Origin of the sequence: Micromonospora sp. TSRI0369 (genome assembly GCF_001905625.1) — a bacterium.
Classification (GTDB): Bacteria; Actinomycetota; Actinomycetes; order Mycobacteriales; family Micromonosporaceae; genus Micromonospora; species Micromonospora echinospora_A.
In genome coordinates this window covers 66033-82056 of the sequence record NZ_LIVU01000012.1, presented here as the reverse complement: position 1 = coordinate 82056, position 16024 = coordinate 66033, and the positions used below count along the sequence as shown (strand labels likewise).

The 16024-nt window shown below is 71.4% G+C and carries 11 protein-coding genes; 5 read left to right on the top strand and 6 right to left on the bottom strand.

Annotation, left to right across the window (positions count from 1 at the left end):
- Window positions 1–55 precede the first annotated feature (55 nt).
- Window positions 56–889 carry an alpha/beta hydrolase family protein gene (locus AMK25_RS27965; protein WP_241826521.1) on the bottom strand — a complete coding sequence of 278 codons (834 nt, stop codon included), beginning with the start codon at window positions 887–889 and terminating at the stop codon, window positions 56–58.
- A 51-nt stretch (window positions 890–940) separates the two neighbouring features.
- The gene (locus AMK25_RS32095) at window positions 941–1132 is read right to left on the bottom strand and encodes a hypothetical protein (RefSeq protein ID WP_139135452.1); all 192 of its coding nucleotides are present in this window, start codon (window positions 1130–1132) and stop codon (window positions 941–943) included.
- Here AMK25_RS32095 and AMK25_RS27960 point away from each other — a divergent pair.
- Both AMK25_RS27960 and AMK25_RS27955 read left to right on the top strand, forming a co-directional pair.
- A complete protein-coding gene (locus AMK25_RS27960; RefSeq protein ID WP_073831367.1) occupies window positions 1131–1877 on the top strand; it encodes a hypothetical protein in 747 nt (248 codons plus the stop codon). The genes AMK25_RS32095 and AMK25_RS27960 overlap by 2 nt on opposite strands.
- A 41-nt stretch (window positions 1878–1918) precedes the next feature.
- Window positions 1919–2308 (top strand): hypothetical protein, encoded by a 390-nt coding sequence (locus tag AMK25_RS27955; RefSeq protein ID WP_064445336.1) that lies wholly within the window; start codon window positions 1919–1921, stop codon window positions 2306–2308.
- Window positions 2309–2360: 52 nt separating this feature from the next.
- Here the strand turns inward: AMK25_RS27955 and AMK25_RS27950 are convergent, their stop codons facing one another.
- Entirely contained in the window at window positions 2361–3872 is a 1512-nt protein-coding gene (locus AMK25_RS27950; RefSeq protein ID WP_073831366.1) for an APC family permease, read from the bottom strand.
- Between the two features lie 199 nt (window positions 3873–4071).
- Between AMK25_RS27950 and AMK25_RS27945 the strand changes: the two genes are divergently transcribed.
- Window positions 4072–4725 carry a GOLPH3/VPS74 family protein gene (locus AMK25_RS27945; RefSeq protein ID WP_073831365.1) on the top strand — a complete coding sequence of 218 codons (654 nt, stop codon included), beginning with the start codon at window positions 4072–4074 and terminating at the stop codon, window positions 4723–4725.
- A 39-nt stretch (window positions 4726–4764) separates the two neighbouring features.
- Here AMK25_RS27945 and AMK25_RS27940 read toward each other — a convergent pair whose 3' ends face one another.
- Complete coding sequence (locus tag AMK25_RS27940) at window positions 4765–5364, bottom strand: GNAT family N-acetyltransferase (protein ID WP_073831364.1); 600 nt, start codon at window positions 5362–5364, stop codon at window positions 4765–4767.
- A 154-nt stretch (window positions 5365–5518) separates the two neighbouring features.
- Here AMK25_RS27940 and AMK25_RS27935 point away from each other — a divergent pair, with 154 nt between their 5' ends.
- Window positions 5519–6208 (top strand): cellulose binding domain-containing protein, encoded by a 690-nt coding sequence (locus tag AMK25_RS27935; RefSeq protein WP_073831363.1) that lies wholly within the window; start codon window positions 5519–5521, stop codon window positions 6206–6208.
- Window positions 6209–6350: 142 nt separating this feature from the next.
- Window positions 6351–11849, top strand: a complete 5499-nt coding sequence (gene pulA, locus AMK25_RS27930; protein WP_073831362.1) for a pullulanase-type alpha-1,6-glucosidase — start codon at window positions 6351–6353, stop codon at window positions 11847–11849.
- Between the two features lie 70 nt (window positions 11850–11919).
- On the opposite strand, the gene AMK25_RS27925 is transcribed toward pulA, so the two are convergent.
- Together AMK25_RS27925 and AMK25_RS27920 are read right to left on the bottom strand one after the other, a co-directional pair.
- Window positions 11920–13830 carry a hypothetical protein gene (locus tag AMK25_RS27925; protein WP_073831361.1) on the bottom strand — a complete coding sequence of 637 codons (1911 nt, stop codon included), beginning with the start codon at window positions 13828–13830 and terminating at the stop codon, window positions 11920–11922.
- Window positions 13831–14133: 303 nt separating this feature from the next.
- Complete coding sequence (locus tag AMK25_RS27920) at window positions 14134–15873, bottom strand: hypothetical protein (RefSeq protein ID WP_073831360.1); 1740 nt, start codon at window positions 15871–15873, stop codon at window positions 14134–14136.
- Between the last annotated feature and the right edge of the window lie 151 nt (window positions 15874–16024).

Below are 16024 nucleotides of genomic sequence, written 5' to 3'. Positions count from 1 at the left end.
GGACGAGGGCGGGCGGCGGGAGCGGGGGAGAGCGGCGGGCGCTGATGGTTGGTGGTCAGGGGGCGGTCAGCAGGTCGAGCAGGGTGTCGCGGGCGGTACGGACGGCGGCTCGGGACTCCTCGGTGTGGTCGAGCGCGTCGAATCCGTGCTGACCGTTCGGCACGTCCACGACGTGCAGCGGGATGCCGCGTCGCCGGGCGACCGCCGTGAACGCCTCGATGGTGGGTGCGACCTCGGGCCGTTCCCGCCCCGCCCGGGTCAGCACGAGCGTCGGCCGTGCCACGCCCTCCGCCTGCGTGGCCTTGGCACCCGAGCCATCGGAAGAGGTCGCGCCCGGGCCGTCGGCGGGGGAGGCCGTGCCCGACGGAGCGGCGTCACCTGTAGCGGCGGGCGGGTCCAGGGCGTCGAGCGGGCGGAAGCGTGGGTCGACCGGGGGCCACCCGGGCAGCGGGGCCAGCAGCGGATAGGTCGCGGCCAGGCCGCGCAGCCAGCGGGGCGGGTCGCGGAGCCAGTCGCCGAGCAGCAGGCCGGCGCCGGAGAAGAACCAGAGGCCGAGCCGCTCGGCGTCGACGCGAGGATCGGCGCGGAGCAGTTCGGCGGCGGCGGCCACCCGCGCGGCGACGGCGTAGAGGTCGTCCGGGCTCGTCACGGTGAGCCGGGGGATCGCGGCCAGCACGTCCCGCTCGGCGAGCAGCGCGCCGTAGCCCCGGTAGAGCGGCCAGTCGCGCGCATCCGGCGCCTCGGGCGGGCCCGGTACGCCGTGCACGATCACGACGGCGGGGTGCGGGCCGTCGCCGGTGGGTACGTGCAGGTCGACGTCGCCGTGCCGTTCCACAGTGGCGGGCCGGGGATCGAGGACGAACGGACTTTCCCAGAAGCTGGTTCCCATCACGCCGATGCTAGGAGAACCCGCCCGACCTCACCGCCCCGTGACCGTCAGTCAGGAGGACGACGACGCCTTCGCGTGCCGCTCGCGCAGCCGGTCCCGGATCTCCTCCGGGGTGTACGCCCGGCGCCGCCGTTCCGCGCGCGCCACGACCACGCCGGTCGCCGCGACGCCGGCGAGACCCGCGAGCCCGAGTACCTTCCACCACCGCATCCGTTGCCGCATCCGCATAGGGTAGTCCTCCATGAGCATCAGCCTGGACGAGGCCGTCGAGCTGACCCGTACCGGCGACCTGTGGGTGTTCCGTGGGCGCAGCGTGCCCGACCGGGCCATCCAGATCACCACGAACAGCCCGGTCAACCACGTGGGCATGGCCGTGGTGCTCGACGACATGCCGCCGCTGATGTGGCACGCCGAGCTGGGCCGTTCGCTGCCGGACATGTGGACCGGCACCCACCAGCGTGGCGTGCAGTTGCACGACCTGCGCGACGCGGTCTGCGTCTGGGCCAACCGGTACGGCCAGCGGGGCTGGCTGCGTCAGCTCGATCCGCCCGCGGATTCGGCGATGGAGGAGGCGGTGCTGCGTACCGTGGCGCGTCTCGACGGCACGCCGTTCCCGTCCACCGCGCAACTCGCCTGGCGGTGGGCCCGGGGCCGGCTGCCGCGCCCGCGCCGCCTGAGCCCGGGCGGCATCCTGGGCAGGCTCGGCGGCAGGAGCGAGATCGGCAGCCCGGGCATGACCGGCGACAGAGGAGAGACCAACGGCCCGGGCGCGGTCGGCGGCGACAGCGCCGGGGCCCGGGAGCGGGCGCTGGAGACGGCCTACTGCGCCGAGGTGGTCGCGGTGACCTACGAGGCGATGGGGCTGCTGCCCGCCGGGCGGCGGCCCAACTGGTACGACCCGGGGCGGTTCTGGAGCGGCGACGACCTGGCCCTCAGCGGTGGCGCGCAGCTCGGCGCCGAGATCGAGGTGGGGATCCCGCCGCGCTGAGGAAGGTTTGCCGCCGCGCCGGGCCGGTAATGAGGAGCGTCGTGACGGCTTCCACCGACCTCGACACGCTCACCGACTTCTTCGACCGGTACGGCGTGGCGCTGACCACCGCCGACGTGCCGGCCATCGCCGGCTGCTACGCCCTGCCCGGGCTGGTGGTCGCCGACACCTACAGTTTCTCGTTCACCTCACCCGCGGCGGTGGCGCTCAGCTTCGTCGGCGCCGCCCCCGACTACCAGGAGCGGGAACTGGTGGCGGCGAACGCGCAGATCGAGGACGTGCAACAGGTCTCGGCGCTGCTCACCGAGGTGGCGGTGCGCTGGGAGTTCCTGGACAGCCAGGGCGGAGCGGTGCCCGGCGAGCGCTACCGCTACCTGCTGCGCACCACCGAGGACGGCCCGGTGATCTGCACAGTCATCCGTACCGCCTGATCGTGGTGGCGCGGCGGCCGGCCTCGCGGGCCGGCCGCCGCGCCCACTGGCGTCAGCGGTGGTGGGCGCCGGCCCAGCGGTCGGCCTCGGGGGCCGGGTGCAGGCCGGGCTCGTGCAGGCCCTCCTCGGTGACCTGGCCGATCCGGCGGTACGTCTCGGGCCGGCTGGTGCGCAGCACCAGGCCCCAGAGCAGGCCGAGCACGCCCGCCACCACCGGAATCGCCGGCAGCAGCCACTTCAGGTAGCTCGCGGTGTCGGGCGCGAGCAGCGCGTCGAAGTTGAACAGCAGCACCAGCAGCACGGCGGTGAGCAGGATCGTGCCGAGCCCCGGGGCGATCGCCCGCTGCCACGCGCTCTCCGGGCCGGGACGGCCCCGGAAGAAGCCCACCACGGAGGCCGAGGTGAGCGTCATCAGCAGCACGACGCCGACCGCCGCCGCGCCGGACAGCCAGGTGAACAGGTCGATCACCGGGTCGCGGCCGGTCATCGCGAAGGCCAGGAACACCACGACGGCGACCACGCTCTGCATCACCGAGCCCGCGACCGGGGCGCCGCTGCGGCTGGAGGTCGCGCCGAGGAAGCGCGGCAGGACCCGCTCGCGGCCCAGCGCGAACAGGTAACGCGCCACGCCGTTGTGGAAGGACAGCAGGGCGGCGAGCACGCTGGTGATGAACAGGACGTTGGCGATGTCCGCGACGACCGCGCCGGTGTACTGGTCGAGTGCGCCGAAGATGATGCCGGGTCCCGCCTCGGCGCTGGCCGCCGGCGCGTTCTCCGGGCCGGTCAGCACGGTCAGCGCCCACGCGGAGAAGGCGTAGAACAAACCGGTGAACGCCACCGCGATGTAGGTGGCCCGGGCCACGGTGCGCCGCGGGTCCTTGACCTCCTCGCTGTAGATGGCGCCGCTCTCGAAGCCGGTGAAGGAGGCGATGGTGAACGCGAGCACCGCGCCGAATCCGGCGCCGAACAGGTGGCCGGGGCTGATGCCGGCGGTGGTGACCGCGCCGCCGGCCGGGTTGGCGAAGGCGACCAGGTCGAAGATCAGCACGGCGACGCACTCGAGGATGAGCAGCACCGCCAGCACGGTGGCGTTCAGGTCGATGCGCAGGACGCCGAGCGCGCCGATGAAGACCCAGGCCAGCAGCGCCCAGACCCACCAGTCGAGGCTGATGCCGGTCTTGGCGTCCATGAAGTCGCCGAGGATCGCGCCGAGCAGGCCGTAGAGGCCGATCTGGATGGCGTTGTACGCGGCCAGCGCGACCGCCGAGCCGGCCACCCCGCCGGCTCGGCCGAGGCCGTTGGCGATGTACGCGTAGAACGCGCCCGCGTTCGCGACGTACCGGCTCATCGCGGCGTAACCGGTGGCGAAGACGGCGAGCACTGCCGCGAGCAGCACGTACCCGAGCGCGGCGCCGATGTTGCCGCTGACGGCGTACATGGTGGTGACACCACCGCCGAGAACGGTCAGCGGCGCCGACGCGGCGACGGTGAAGAAGACGAGGTGAGCGGTGCCGAGACGACCGCGGCGCAGCCCACCGTCGGAAAAGAACGGATCGGAGGACAAGGCTTCTCCAGGGGAGGGGAGTGAGGGGGTTCAGCTGTCTACTTCGGAACAACCTGAAGCAGGGTATTGGTGATCACTGATTGTCACAAGCCCGCTTCGATATCGATTAGGGCGCGCCTGATCGACCGGAATTGAGCTGTGCGTGGTCATGCCGTACCGTCCCGTGTCGACGTTCACGGCCACCGTTCGAGGATGGACCATGACCTACCCCGGGGCGCAGGCCACCTATCGGCTTGCGGATGCGCTGTTCCTTATCGGACACGACGAGTTCACCGGCAAGCCGCATGTCGCCGTCGACCGGCTGGAGTGCGGGCTGGCGGGCGCCGCGCTCGCCGAATTGATGTTCGAGGGCCGGATCGCCCTCGACGGCGGCGGAATCGCCGCCGTCGATCCGCGACTGTGGCAGGAGCCGCTGACTGATCTGCTGATCACCGAGATCCTGCGTCGCGAGGGCGCGCACCCGGCCCGGCTGTGGATCCGCTACCTGCGGACCCAGCTCAACATCAACGAGCGCGTGGGCACCCGGCTGGTCACCGCCGGCGTGCTCCGCCGGGAGCAGGGCAAACTGATCGGCCGGACGGTGCGCTGGCCGGCCAACGACCCGAACCAGGCGGCCTCGCCGCGGGTGCGGCTGACCGCCATGCTGATGCACTCGTCCCCGGCCGAGCTGGACCCGGGCACGCTGCTGCTGGCAAGCCTCGCCGAGGCCGTCGGACTGGCCACGAACATCTTCGACCCGCAGGTCGGCGTCCGGATGCGGGACTGCCGGCGGTTCCTGCCGGGGCAGCTCGACGGACTGCTCGCCGCCGTCGTGGGCGCGCTCGACGTCAGCACCACGACGGTACGGCGTTGACGTCCCGCCCCGGTGAGGCCCGGGGCGGGACGATCCCGGTCAGGCCGGGTCGCGCCACATCGGGTAGAGGCTGGGCCCGTCCGGCAGGTCGAGCGTGACCGGGCGGCGCCGGAACCCGAGCCGCTCGTAGAGCGCGGCGTTGCGCGGCGAACTGGCCTCCAGGTACGCGGCGGAACCGGCCTGATCCAGCTCGGCCAGCTTGTTACGCAGCAGCGCCGACCCAACGCCCCTGCCGTGATGGTCCGGGTGCACCGCGATGAAGGGCAGGTACCAGTGCGGCTCGCTCGGGTGGCGGGCGCTCATCATCTCGTCGAGCATGCCGAACCGTTTCATGGCCTCCGCGCCGATCGCGGCCTCCATCTCGGCGAACTCGTCGCCGTCCTCGGCCTCGTGGCCGTCGCCGGTGGGCAGCCAGAGCGTCGCGCCCAGCCCGTCACCCGCGACGTGGACCTCGCCGGTGCGCAGCGCCAGCGCGACGAACGGTCCGAAGAAGGCGGGATGGACCCGCGCGCGGTGGTCGTCGGCCGGGAAGACCCAGCCGCTCACCGGATCCCGCATGAACGCCTCGGCGAGGATCGCGGTCACGACGGCGGCGTCCGCCGTGGACGCCCGCCGGATGTTGCCCTGCCACTCAGTCACTGGCCATCCGTCCTACCGGCTCGACGAGCCATTGTGGTCATTGATCGGCGTGCAAGGTATCAGGTGTTCACGTCGTGCGGCAGTGCTCGACCGGCATGCTCGCCGCAGCCCGGTCCGGGTGGCTACTCTGGCCCGGACCCCCGACAGGAGGACCATGTCCCACAAGCGTCGCTCCGGCCCGCAGCCCGGAGCCGCCATGACCTCGTCCCCGTGGATCCTCGTCGCCACCGGCGTGGTCGTGATGGTGGTCCTGCTGGCGGTGGCGCTCGGTTCGGTGCGGGGCCGGAGCACGTTCCCGGCGGCCGACCCGGCCGATCCGCTGATGCCGCTGCCGCACATGCCGCTGACCCCCACGGCGGCCAGCGCCACCGGTCCGTCGTCGGTCTCCACCGCTCCGGTGATGCCGGGCCTGTCGCCCCGGTCCACGGTGCTGCCCGCCGCGCCGACGCCGGCCGCGTCGACACCCAGCCCCCGGGCCGTCGCCCGGCCGGTGCTGCCCCCGTCGCCTCCGCAGTCCGTGGCGCCGCCGTCCGCGGTGACCGGAAGGTACAGCGTGCAGAGCGCCTTCGACGGCGGTTTCATCGGCGAGGTGCTGCTCGTCAACACGGCACGCACGCACCGGGGCTGGACGGTGCGCGCGCTGTTCCCGGGTGGCCGGCTGGTCACCGCCTGGGTCGAGGGCGCCGAGCAGGGCGTGTTCCGCTTCGACGACGGCGTCTTCACCTACCGCAGCGGATTCGACCTTGCCCCCGGGCAGTCCCTGCCGGTGCGGTTCCACATCGAGCGGGCCGGCACCCGGCCGGCGAGCTGCACTGTCGACGGCGCGCCCTGCGCCGCCTGGTAGACCCCGCGTCCCGGGTCGGGGCGACACGTGTGCACCCTCTTGCAAGGTAACTGCTTTGTTGCGACAGGGTTTGCAAGGTATTGCAGAATGTTTCGGCAAGGGCTAGCGTGCGGGCGAATCAGCGACCAGAGAAAGGCCGTCGATGAAACCGCCGCCGATATCCCCCAAGGCGCTGCTCGCCCTGGTCACCTCCCTCGTACTCGCCGTCGTCGGCGTTCCGGTGGCCCTCCACCAGCTCGGCGACGACGCCCCCGACCGCGCCGCCACCCCCGACGTCCTGGCCGCCGGCAACGCTCCCCAGTGGAACCGTGAGCCGTCCCCCGACGTGTTGCTCACGGCCGGCCGCAACACCGCCAAGGCCGAGCAGTTCTACTTCGTCCTGCCGGACCGGTTCGCCAACGGCGACAAGCGCAACGACACCGGCGGCCTGGCCGGCGGCCGGCTCACCACCGGCCACGACCCGACCGACAAGGGCTTCTACCACGGCGGCGACCTCAAGGGCCTGATCGACCGGATGGACTACGTCCAGGGGCTCGGCACCACCGCCATCTGGCTCGCGCCGATCTTCAAGAACCGGCCCGTGCAGGGCACCGGCGCGGACGTCTCGGCCGGCTACCACGGCTACTGGATCACCGACTTCACCCAGGTCGACCCGCACTTCGGCACGAACGCGGAGCTGAAGAAGCTGGTCGACCTCGCCCACCGCCGGGGTATCAAGGTCTACCTCGACATCATCGTGAACCACACCGCCGACGTCATCCGGTACGCCGAGGACAAGTACGGCTACGTGGACAAGAAGACCGCGCCCTACCGCGACGCGCAGGGACGTCCCTTCGAGGACCGGAACTACGCCGACGGCACCCGGAAATTCCCCGCCGTGAACGAGAAGTCGTTCCCGTACACGCCGACGTTCGCCACCCCGGCCGACGCGAAGGTCAAGGTGCCGGCGTGGCTGAACGACCCGACCATGTACCACAACCGCGGTGACTCCACCTTCGCCGGGGAGAACAGCGAGTACGGCGACTTCTCCCGCCTCGACGACCTGTGGACCGAGCGGCCCGAAGTGGTACGGGGCATGACCGACATCTACGCCGAGTGGATCGGCAAGGTCGGTGTGGACGGGTTCCGCCTCGACACCGTCAAGCACTCGAATCTCGAATTCTGGCCGCAGTTCGCCCGGGGTGTCGAGTCCGCCGCGGCCAAGGCCGGCAAGAAGGACTTCTTCATGTTCGGCGAGGTCTACAGCGCCGAACAGGAGATCCAGTCCACCTACGTGCGGCGCGGCGGTCTCCCCGCCACGCTCGACTTCTCCTTCCAGGAGGCGGCCCGCGGCTACGCTGCCGCCGACGGCTCGGCCAAGGCGCTCGCCGACGTGTACGCCAAGGACGACCTGTACGCCGCGCGGGACACGAACGCCAACCGGCTCACCACGTTCCTCGGCAACCACGACATGGGCCGGATCGGCTCGTTCGTCGCCGCCGCCGGCGGGGACGACGCCGCCCAGCTGAAGCGCAGCCGGCTCGCCCACCAGCTCATGTTCCTCACCCGCGGCCAGCCGGTCGTGTACTCCGGCGACGAGCAGGGCTTCACCGGACCGGGCGGGGACAAGGACGCCCGGCAGGACATGTTCGCCTCGCGGACCGCCGACTACCTCGACGACGACCTGATCGGCACCACCCGGACCCACGCCGTCGACCAGTACGACACCCGCCACCCGCTCTACCGGACCATCGCCGAGCTGGGCGGCCTGCGGGCCGCGCACCCGGCGCTGCGCGACGGCGTCCAGGTCACCCGGCACGCCGCCGACGGCCCCGGCGTCTTCGCGTTCTCCCGCGTCCTGCCCGCCGACCGGATCGAGTACGTGGCGGCGGTGAACAACGCCGCCACCCCGCAGACTGTCCCGGTGGACACCTGGTCGGCCGGCGCCCGTTTCACCGGCGTGTACGGCGGCGCCGCGGACGTGACGGCCGCCGCCGACGGCAAGCTGAGCCTCACCGTGCCGGCGATGTCGGCGGTGGTGCTCAAGGCCGACCGGGCGATCCCGCACGCCGGGAGTGCCCCGAAGATCACGATCACCGAGCCGGGTGACGCGCCCGCCCCCGGCAAGGCCACCGTCACCGCCCAGGTCACCGGCGACCCGCTCGCCACCGTCACGTTCGCCGCCCGGGTCGCCGGTGGGAAGTGGACGCTGCTCGGCAGCGCGCACCGCGCCCCGTACACCGTGCACCACGACCTCACCGGCCTGCCCGGCGGCACCACTGTCGAGTACAAGGCGGTGGTCCGCGACGGCAAGGGCCGCACCGCCACCGCCCGCGCCACCGGCACCGTCGGCACCCCGGACCGGGGCGAGTCGCGGGACTGGGCGATCGTGCACTACAAGCGACCGGCCGGTGGGTACGACGACTGGCGGCTCTACGCCTGGGGTGACATCGACCCGGCGTACGTCACCGAATGGCCCGCCGGGCAGCCGTTCGCCGGCGAGGACTCGTACGGCCGGTTCGCCTGGGTGAAGCTCAAGCCGGGCGCGACGTCGGTCGGCTTCGTCGTGGTCGACTCCGACGGCAACAAGGACGTCGCGGCCGACCGCTTCGTCGACGTGACCCGGACCGGGGAGGTCTGGGTCAAGCAGGGCGATCCGGAGGTGTACCCGACGCGGCAGGCCGCCACCGGCGAGCCCGACCCGCCGGTGGCGCAGGACACGGCGCTGATCCACTGGCGCAAGGCCGACGGCAACTACGACGGCTGGGGTCTGCACCTGTGGGACGGCGCGGCCAGCCCGACCGACTGGGCCACGCCGCTCAAGCCGGAGAAGATCGACGCCTACGGCGCGGTGTTCCGGGTGCCGCTGACGGCCGGCGCGACCGGGCTGAGCTACATCGTGCACTCCGGCGACGAGAAGGATCAGCCCGTGGACCAGCGGCTGGACTTCGCCACCGCCGGGCGCGAGGTGTGGCTGCTCGCGGGCGTCAAGGGCCGGCTGCTGCCGACCACCATGTCCGACGCCGCTACCGACATCGACATCACCAGGCAGAAGGCGAACTGGATCGACAGGTCCACAGTCGCCTGGGCCACCGGTCCGACCGACGGCAGGCGGTACGCGCTCGCGGTCGCCCCGGCCGGTGGGATCGGCGTCGCCGACGGCGAGCTGACCGGCACGTACACCGAGTTGCCGCTGCGGGCGCAGCCCAACGGGCTGACCGAGGCGCAACGGCAGGCGTACCCCCATCTCTGGGACCGTCGCGCCTTCACGCTCGCGCGCGGCGACCTGGCCAAGGTGCCGGCGGCGCTGCGCGGGCAGCTCGTGGTGACCGAGCGGGACGCCGAGGGCGCCCTGCTCGCCGCCACCGGCGTGCAGATCCCCGGCGTGCTCGACGACGTCTACGCGGCCGCGACCGGGGCGAAGCTCGGCCCGACGTTCGCCGGGCGGGTGCCCACGCTGGCCGTGTGGGCGCCGACCGCGCGGACGGTGTCGCTGGAGCTGTTCGACTCGCCCACAGCCAAGCCGACCACTGTGGCGATGCGCCGCGACGACCGCACCGGCGTCTGGTCGGTACGCGGCACGAAGGCATGGAGCGGCCGCTACTACCGCTATCAGGTACAGGCGTGGCAGCCGGCGGCGCAGAAGGTGGTCACCGCGTCGGTGACCGATCCGTACTCGGTGGCGCTCGCGCCGAACTCCACACACAGCCAGATCGTCGACCTGACTGACCCGGCGCTCGCGCCGGCCGGCTGGGCGAACCTGCGCAAGCCGGCCGCCCCGCCGGCGTCGAAGGCCCAGATCTCCGAGCTGTCGGTGCGGGACTTCTCCGTCGCCGACAGCACGGTCCCGGCCGAGCGGCGGGGCACCTACCTGGCGTTCACCGACCCGCAGACGGCGGGCATGAAGCACCTGCGGGCGCTCGGCGACGCCGGGGTCAACTACCTGCACCTGCTGCCGGCCTTCGACTTCGCCACCATCCCGGAGAAGCGGGTCGACCAGGCCGAGCCGGCCTGCGACCTGGCCGCGCTGCCGCCGGACTCCGAGCAGCAGCAGAAGTGCGTCGCTGCGGTCGCCGACACCGACGGCTACAACTGGGGGTACGACCCGCTGCACTACACGGTGCCGGAGGGCGGGTACGCCACCGATCCGAACGGCGCCAAGCGCACCACCGAGTTCCGGCAGATGGTCGCCGGGGTGAACAAGGCCGGCCTGCGGGTGGTCATGGACGTGGTCTACAACCACACCTCGGCCGCCGGCACCGACCCGAAGTCGGTGCTCGACCAGGTGGTGCCGGGCTACTACCACCGGCTCCTGGACGACGGGTCGGTGGCCAACAGCACCTGCTGCGCCAACACCGCCCCGGAGCACGCCATGATGGGCAAGCTCGTGGTGGAGTCGCTCGTCACCTGGGCCAAGGCGTACAAGGTCGACGGCTTCCGGTTCGACCTGATGGGCCACCACCCGAAGGCGAACATCCTGGCCGTGCGGGCCGCGCTCGACAAGCTCACGCTCGCCCGCGACGGCGTGGACGGCCGGAAGATCCTGCTGTACGGCGAGGGCTGGAACTTCGGCGAGGTCGCCGACGACGCCCGGTTCACGCAGGCCACCCAGGCCAACATGGCCGGCACCGGCATCGGCACGTTCAACGACCGGCTCCGCGACGCGGTACGCGGCGGCGGCCCGTTCGACGCCAACCCGCGGGCGCAGGGCTTCGCCTCCGGCCTGTACACCGACCCGAACGGCGACGAGGTGAACGGCACGGCGGCCGAGCAGCGGGCCCGGCTGCTGCACCAGCACGACCTGATCAAGGTGGGCCTGACCGGGAACCTGCGCGACTACCGGTTCACCGACTCCTCCGGGAAGCGGGTCACCGGCGCGCAGGTCGACTACAAGGGCGCACCGGCCGGATACACGGCAGCGCCGGGCGAGGCGGTCACCTACGTCGACGCGCACGACAACGAGATCCTGTACGACGCGCTGGCGTACAAGCTGCCGCAGGGGACCTCGGCGCAGGACCGGGCCCGGATGCAGGTGCTCGCGCTGGCGACCACAGCGCTCGGGCAGGGCGCCGGGTTCGTCACCACCGGTTCGGAGCGGCTGCGCTCGAAGTCGCTGGACCGCAACTCGTACAACTCGGGGGACTGGTTCAACCAGATCCGCTGGGACTGCGCCCAGGGCAACGGGTTCGGCGCCGGCCTGCCGCCGGAGCAGGACAACCGTGACAAGTGGTCGTACGCGAAGCCGCTGCTGGCCGACCCGAAGCTGGTGCCGGACTGCGCGGCGGTCGAGCTGGCCGACGCCCGGTACGCGGAACTGCTGCGCGTGCGCCGGTCCTCGCCGGTGTTCGGGCTCGACACCGCCGAGCAGGTGCAGAAGCGGGTGGCGTTCCCGCTGTCCGGCGCGAAGGAGACCCCGGGCGTGCTCACCATGACCCTCGACGCGCGAGGGCTGGACGGGACGTGGAAGTCGGTGACTGTCGTCTTCAACGCCACGCCGGAGACGGCGAAGCAGACCGTCACCGGGCTGCGCGGGGCGAACGTGGCGCTGCATCCGGTGCTGCGGAACTCGGCGGACCCGGCGCTGCGTACCGCGTCGTTCGACCGGGCCGCCGGCACGTTCACCGTGCCCGCGCGCAGCGTGGCGGTGTTCGTCCAGAGCTGACCGGCACGGCCGACCGGCCCCCTGCCACTTCGCGTGGCAGGGGGCCGGTCGCGTACCCCGGACCGTCAGGTCAGTTGAAGCAGTCCTCGACGGTGTTGGCGCAGTTGGTGGGGTCGTTGTTGCTGATGAGGGACTTGTCGTCGAGCTTGACGCGTCCTTCGTTGTTGAGGACGCCGCCGGCGACCCGGTGGAGCTTGCTGGAGTCGGTGGCGGTGTTCTTGGTGACGTGGGTCTTGGTGAGGGTGATCTTGGCCTTGTTGTTGAAGATGCCGCCGCCGTTGAGGGCGGTGTTGGCCTTGATCTCGGTGTCGCGGATGGTGAGGGTGGCGTTGTCGTCCTTGTCGTGCTCGCGGGCGAGGAAGCCGTCCTCGATCTTGATGAGCCACTCACCGTTGAAGATGCCGCCGCCGAACCGGCCGGCGGTGTTGTCGACGATCTTGCTGTCGGCGATCGTGGCGCTGGCGTGCTCCTTGTTGTTCGGGTAGCCCCAGTGCTTGCCGCCGGTGACCACCACGCCGCCGCCGTTGCCGTCGGCGTGGTTCTTGGCCACGTGGACCTTCTCCAGGAGCAGGTCCGTGTTCTCGGCGTAGACGCCGCCACCGTTCTCGCAGGCGGTGTTGCCCGTGATCGCGGTGAAGGAGACCGTGACGGTGCCGCCGCTGCTGAACAGACCGCCGCCGTTCTTGCCGGCGCGGTTGTCCGACAGGCTGGACTTGACGCCGTCCTTGCCGTGGTCGGAACCGAAGATTTCGACGATCCCGGCCTCGTGGTGCTTCTCCTTCTTGTCGTAGCCCTTCGGCGCCTCGGAGCCCTTGGGCGCCGCGGCGGCCGCCGGGCCGTGCTCGCCGGAGAAGCCGCCGCCGTTGGCGATGCCGCCGCCGTTGCCGGCTGCGGTGTTGTCGTCGACGTGGGTTTCCTCGACCTTGAGGATGCCCTCGTTGAAGATGCCGCCGCCGTCGCCCTGGGCGTGGTTGCTGACGACCTTGCTGTCCTTGAGCCAGGTGCGGCCGTAGTTGGCGATGGCGCCGCCGTCGCCCTCGGCGTTGTTGTCGGTCAGCTTCACGTTGACCAGGTGCGCGCTGCCGCCACGCTCGACCAGGAGCGCGCCGCCGTCGCCCTCGACCCGCTTGTCGTCGTCCTTGCTGTCGTTCATGCCGTCGGCGACCGGCGTGACCGCCGCCGCCGTGGTGGCGGTGGTGGCCGCGGCCGGAGCCGCGACAGCCGGGGCGGCGGCCGGCGGCTGGCCGGTGCCGTTGCCCGGAGCGGGCGACTGGCCGTTGCCGGGCGCCGGAGCGGGGCCACCGCCGCCGGGGTACTTGAACTCGTTGGCGTTGCCGCCCTTGACGGTGAGGTCCTTGAGGGTGAGGTCGCCGCCGTCGACGACGCGGAAGATGCGGAAGGTGTCTTCGGCGTCGCGCTTGATGGTGGAGCCGTTGCCCTTGATGGTGACGTCCTGCTTGATCTCGGGCAGGGCGGAGCCGAACTTGCGGTCCTTGACGCCGAGTTCGTAGGTGCAGTTCTCGGCGAGCTTCAGGGTGCCGCCGTGGTCGCGGTTGGCCAGTTCGAGGGCGTCGATCAGGGCGTCGTCGTCGCAGGCGACCTCGCGGGTCTTGCCGTGGTCGTCCTTGCCGTCCTTGCCCCAGTCGCCCTTGTCCGGGCCCCACTCGCCACGGTCGCGGCCTTCCTCGCCACGGTCCTTGCCGTCCTTGCCGTGCCCGTCCTTGTCGTAGCCGTCGTGGCCGTACTTGTCCTCGGCGCCCTTGTCGCCGTGGTCGCCGTCGCTGAGCTGCTGCGTGGTCGACCACTTGACGTCGGCGAGCCGGTGCGGGCCGGTGGCCCCGGTGGTCGCATAGGCCACGCCGGCGAGGCTGACCGCTCCGGTCAGGCCCACGACGCCGGTGGCGAGCCACATCCGGCGACGCCGGAGCGGGGAGATGGTCTTGCTGGTGGCGCCATTGTTATTGCGAAGGTAGTTGGACATCGGAGCTCTCTGCCCTCTCCTTGTACCTGACAAGGTCGCTTCGCCCTGGCGAGGCGGCCTTCGCTACAAATCGGTTGTAGCTGCTGAGAACGACCGTATGAGAACCTTCTTCGCCTCGTGGCCATACACGAAAAAAACCCGCATAAGGGTGCGGGTGGGATGGGCAGGCGCAGTGCGGCCCGGACGCCCCGGCGGGGGACACCGCGGCCAGTCGGGGCGCGCGTCACAGTTGCTCCGGGGTGGGAGCCCTCCGCGCGCCGTCCGCGGCGCGAGGAGGGCTCCCCGGTTATGTGGTGGAACGGATCAGTTGAAGCAGTCCTCGACGGTGTTGGCGCAGTTGGTGGGGTCGTTGTTGCTGATGAGGGACTTGTCGTCGAGCTTGACGCGTCCTTCGTTGTTGAGGACGCCGCCGGCGACCCGGTGGAGCTTGCTGGAGTCGGTGGCGGTGTTCTTGGTGACGTGGGTCTTGGTGAGGGTGATCTTGGCCTTGTTGTTGAAGATGCCGCCGCCGTTGAGGGCGGTGTTGGCCTTGATCTCGGTGTCGCGGATGGTGAGGGTGGCGTTGTCGTCCTTGTCGTGCTCGCGGGCGAGGAAGCCGTCCTCGATCTTGATGAGCCACTCACCGTTGAAGATGCCGCCGCCGAACCGGCCGGCGGTGTTGTCCGCGATGGCGCTGTCGGCGATCGTGGCGCTGCCCTCGTGGCCGTCCTTCTCGGCGCCGTTGCCGGCCCAGTCCCGCCCGCCGGTCGTCACCACGCCGCCGCCGTTGCCGTCGGCGTGGTTCCCCGCCACGTGGACCTTCTCCAGGAGCAGGTCCGTGCTCTCGGCGTACACGCCGCCACCGTTGTCGCAGGCGACGTTGCCGCCGATGGCGGTGAACGAGACGGTGACCCAGCCGCCGCTGCTGAACAGACCGCCACCGTTGTGACCCGCCCGGTTGCGGCTCAGCGTGCTCAGCGAGGCGTCCTTGCCCTCGTGCGCACCGATGATCTCGACAGTGCCCGCGTGGTGCTTGCCGTGCTCACCCTTGTCGGCCTTCATCGCCGAGGTCAGGTCGACCGGACCGTCGTGGTGCTCACCGCTGCCGTTGGCGATGCCGCCGCCGTTGCCGGCTGCGGTGTTGTCGTCGACGTGGGTTTCCTCGACCTTGAGGATGCCCTCGTTGAAGATGCCGCCGCCGTCGCCCTGGGCGTGGTTGTCGACGACCTTGCTGTCCTTGAGCCAGGTGCGGCCGTAGTTGGCCACGGCGCCGCCGTCGCCCTCGGCGCTGTTGTCGGTCAGCTTGACGTTGTGCAGGTGCGCGCTTCCGCCGCGCTCGACCAGCAGCGCGCCGCCGTCGCCCTCGACCCGCTTGTCGTCGTCCTTGCCGTCCGGCCCGGCCGCCTTCGGTACCGACGGCCCGGGGTACTTGAACTCGTTGGCGTTGCCGCCCTTGACGGTGAGGTCCTTGAGGGTGAGGTCGCCGCCGTCGACGACGCGGAAGATGCGGAAGGTGTCTTCGGCGTCGCGCTTGATGGTGGAGCCGTTGCCCTTGATGGTGACGTCCTGCTTGATCTCGGGCAGGGCGGAGCCGAACTTGCGGTCCTTGACGCCGAGTTCGTAGGTGCAGTTCTCGGCGAGCTTCAGGGTGCCGCCGTGGTCGCGGTTGGCCAGTTCGAGGGCGTCGATCAGGGCGTCGTCGTCGCAGGCGACCTCGCGGGTCTTGCCGTGGTCGTCCTTGCCGTCCTTGCCCCAGTCGCCCTTGTCCGGGCCCCACTCGCCACGGTCGCGGCCTTCCTCGCCACCGTCCTTGCCGTACCCCTCGTCGTGCTTGCCGCTGTCGGAGTCGTTGCCGGCGTTCTGGGGAGCGGCGGCGTGGTTGTCCGCCACCGGCTCGGTGCCGGACTTGTCGTCGCGGGCGGCGAGACCACCCAGCGCCGCCAGCCCGACGACGCCGGTCAGCCCGGCCACGCCGGTGGCGACCCAGAGCGCCCGCCGCTTGCTCGTCCGCGGAGGAGGCGCCATCGGCGTCCCGCCGTCGGGTGTCGTTACGTCGTTCGACATGAGAGCCCTTTCGGTTCTTCCCAAACGGGTCGCACCGCCCCCAGGCCGGGCGACCAGCTACAAACCGGTTGTAGCCTCTGATCGACACCGTATGAGAAGGTTCCTCGCGAGGAAGACGTATCCGAAAAAAGCCCGCATTCCTCCCACGAAC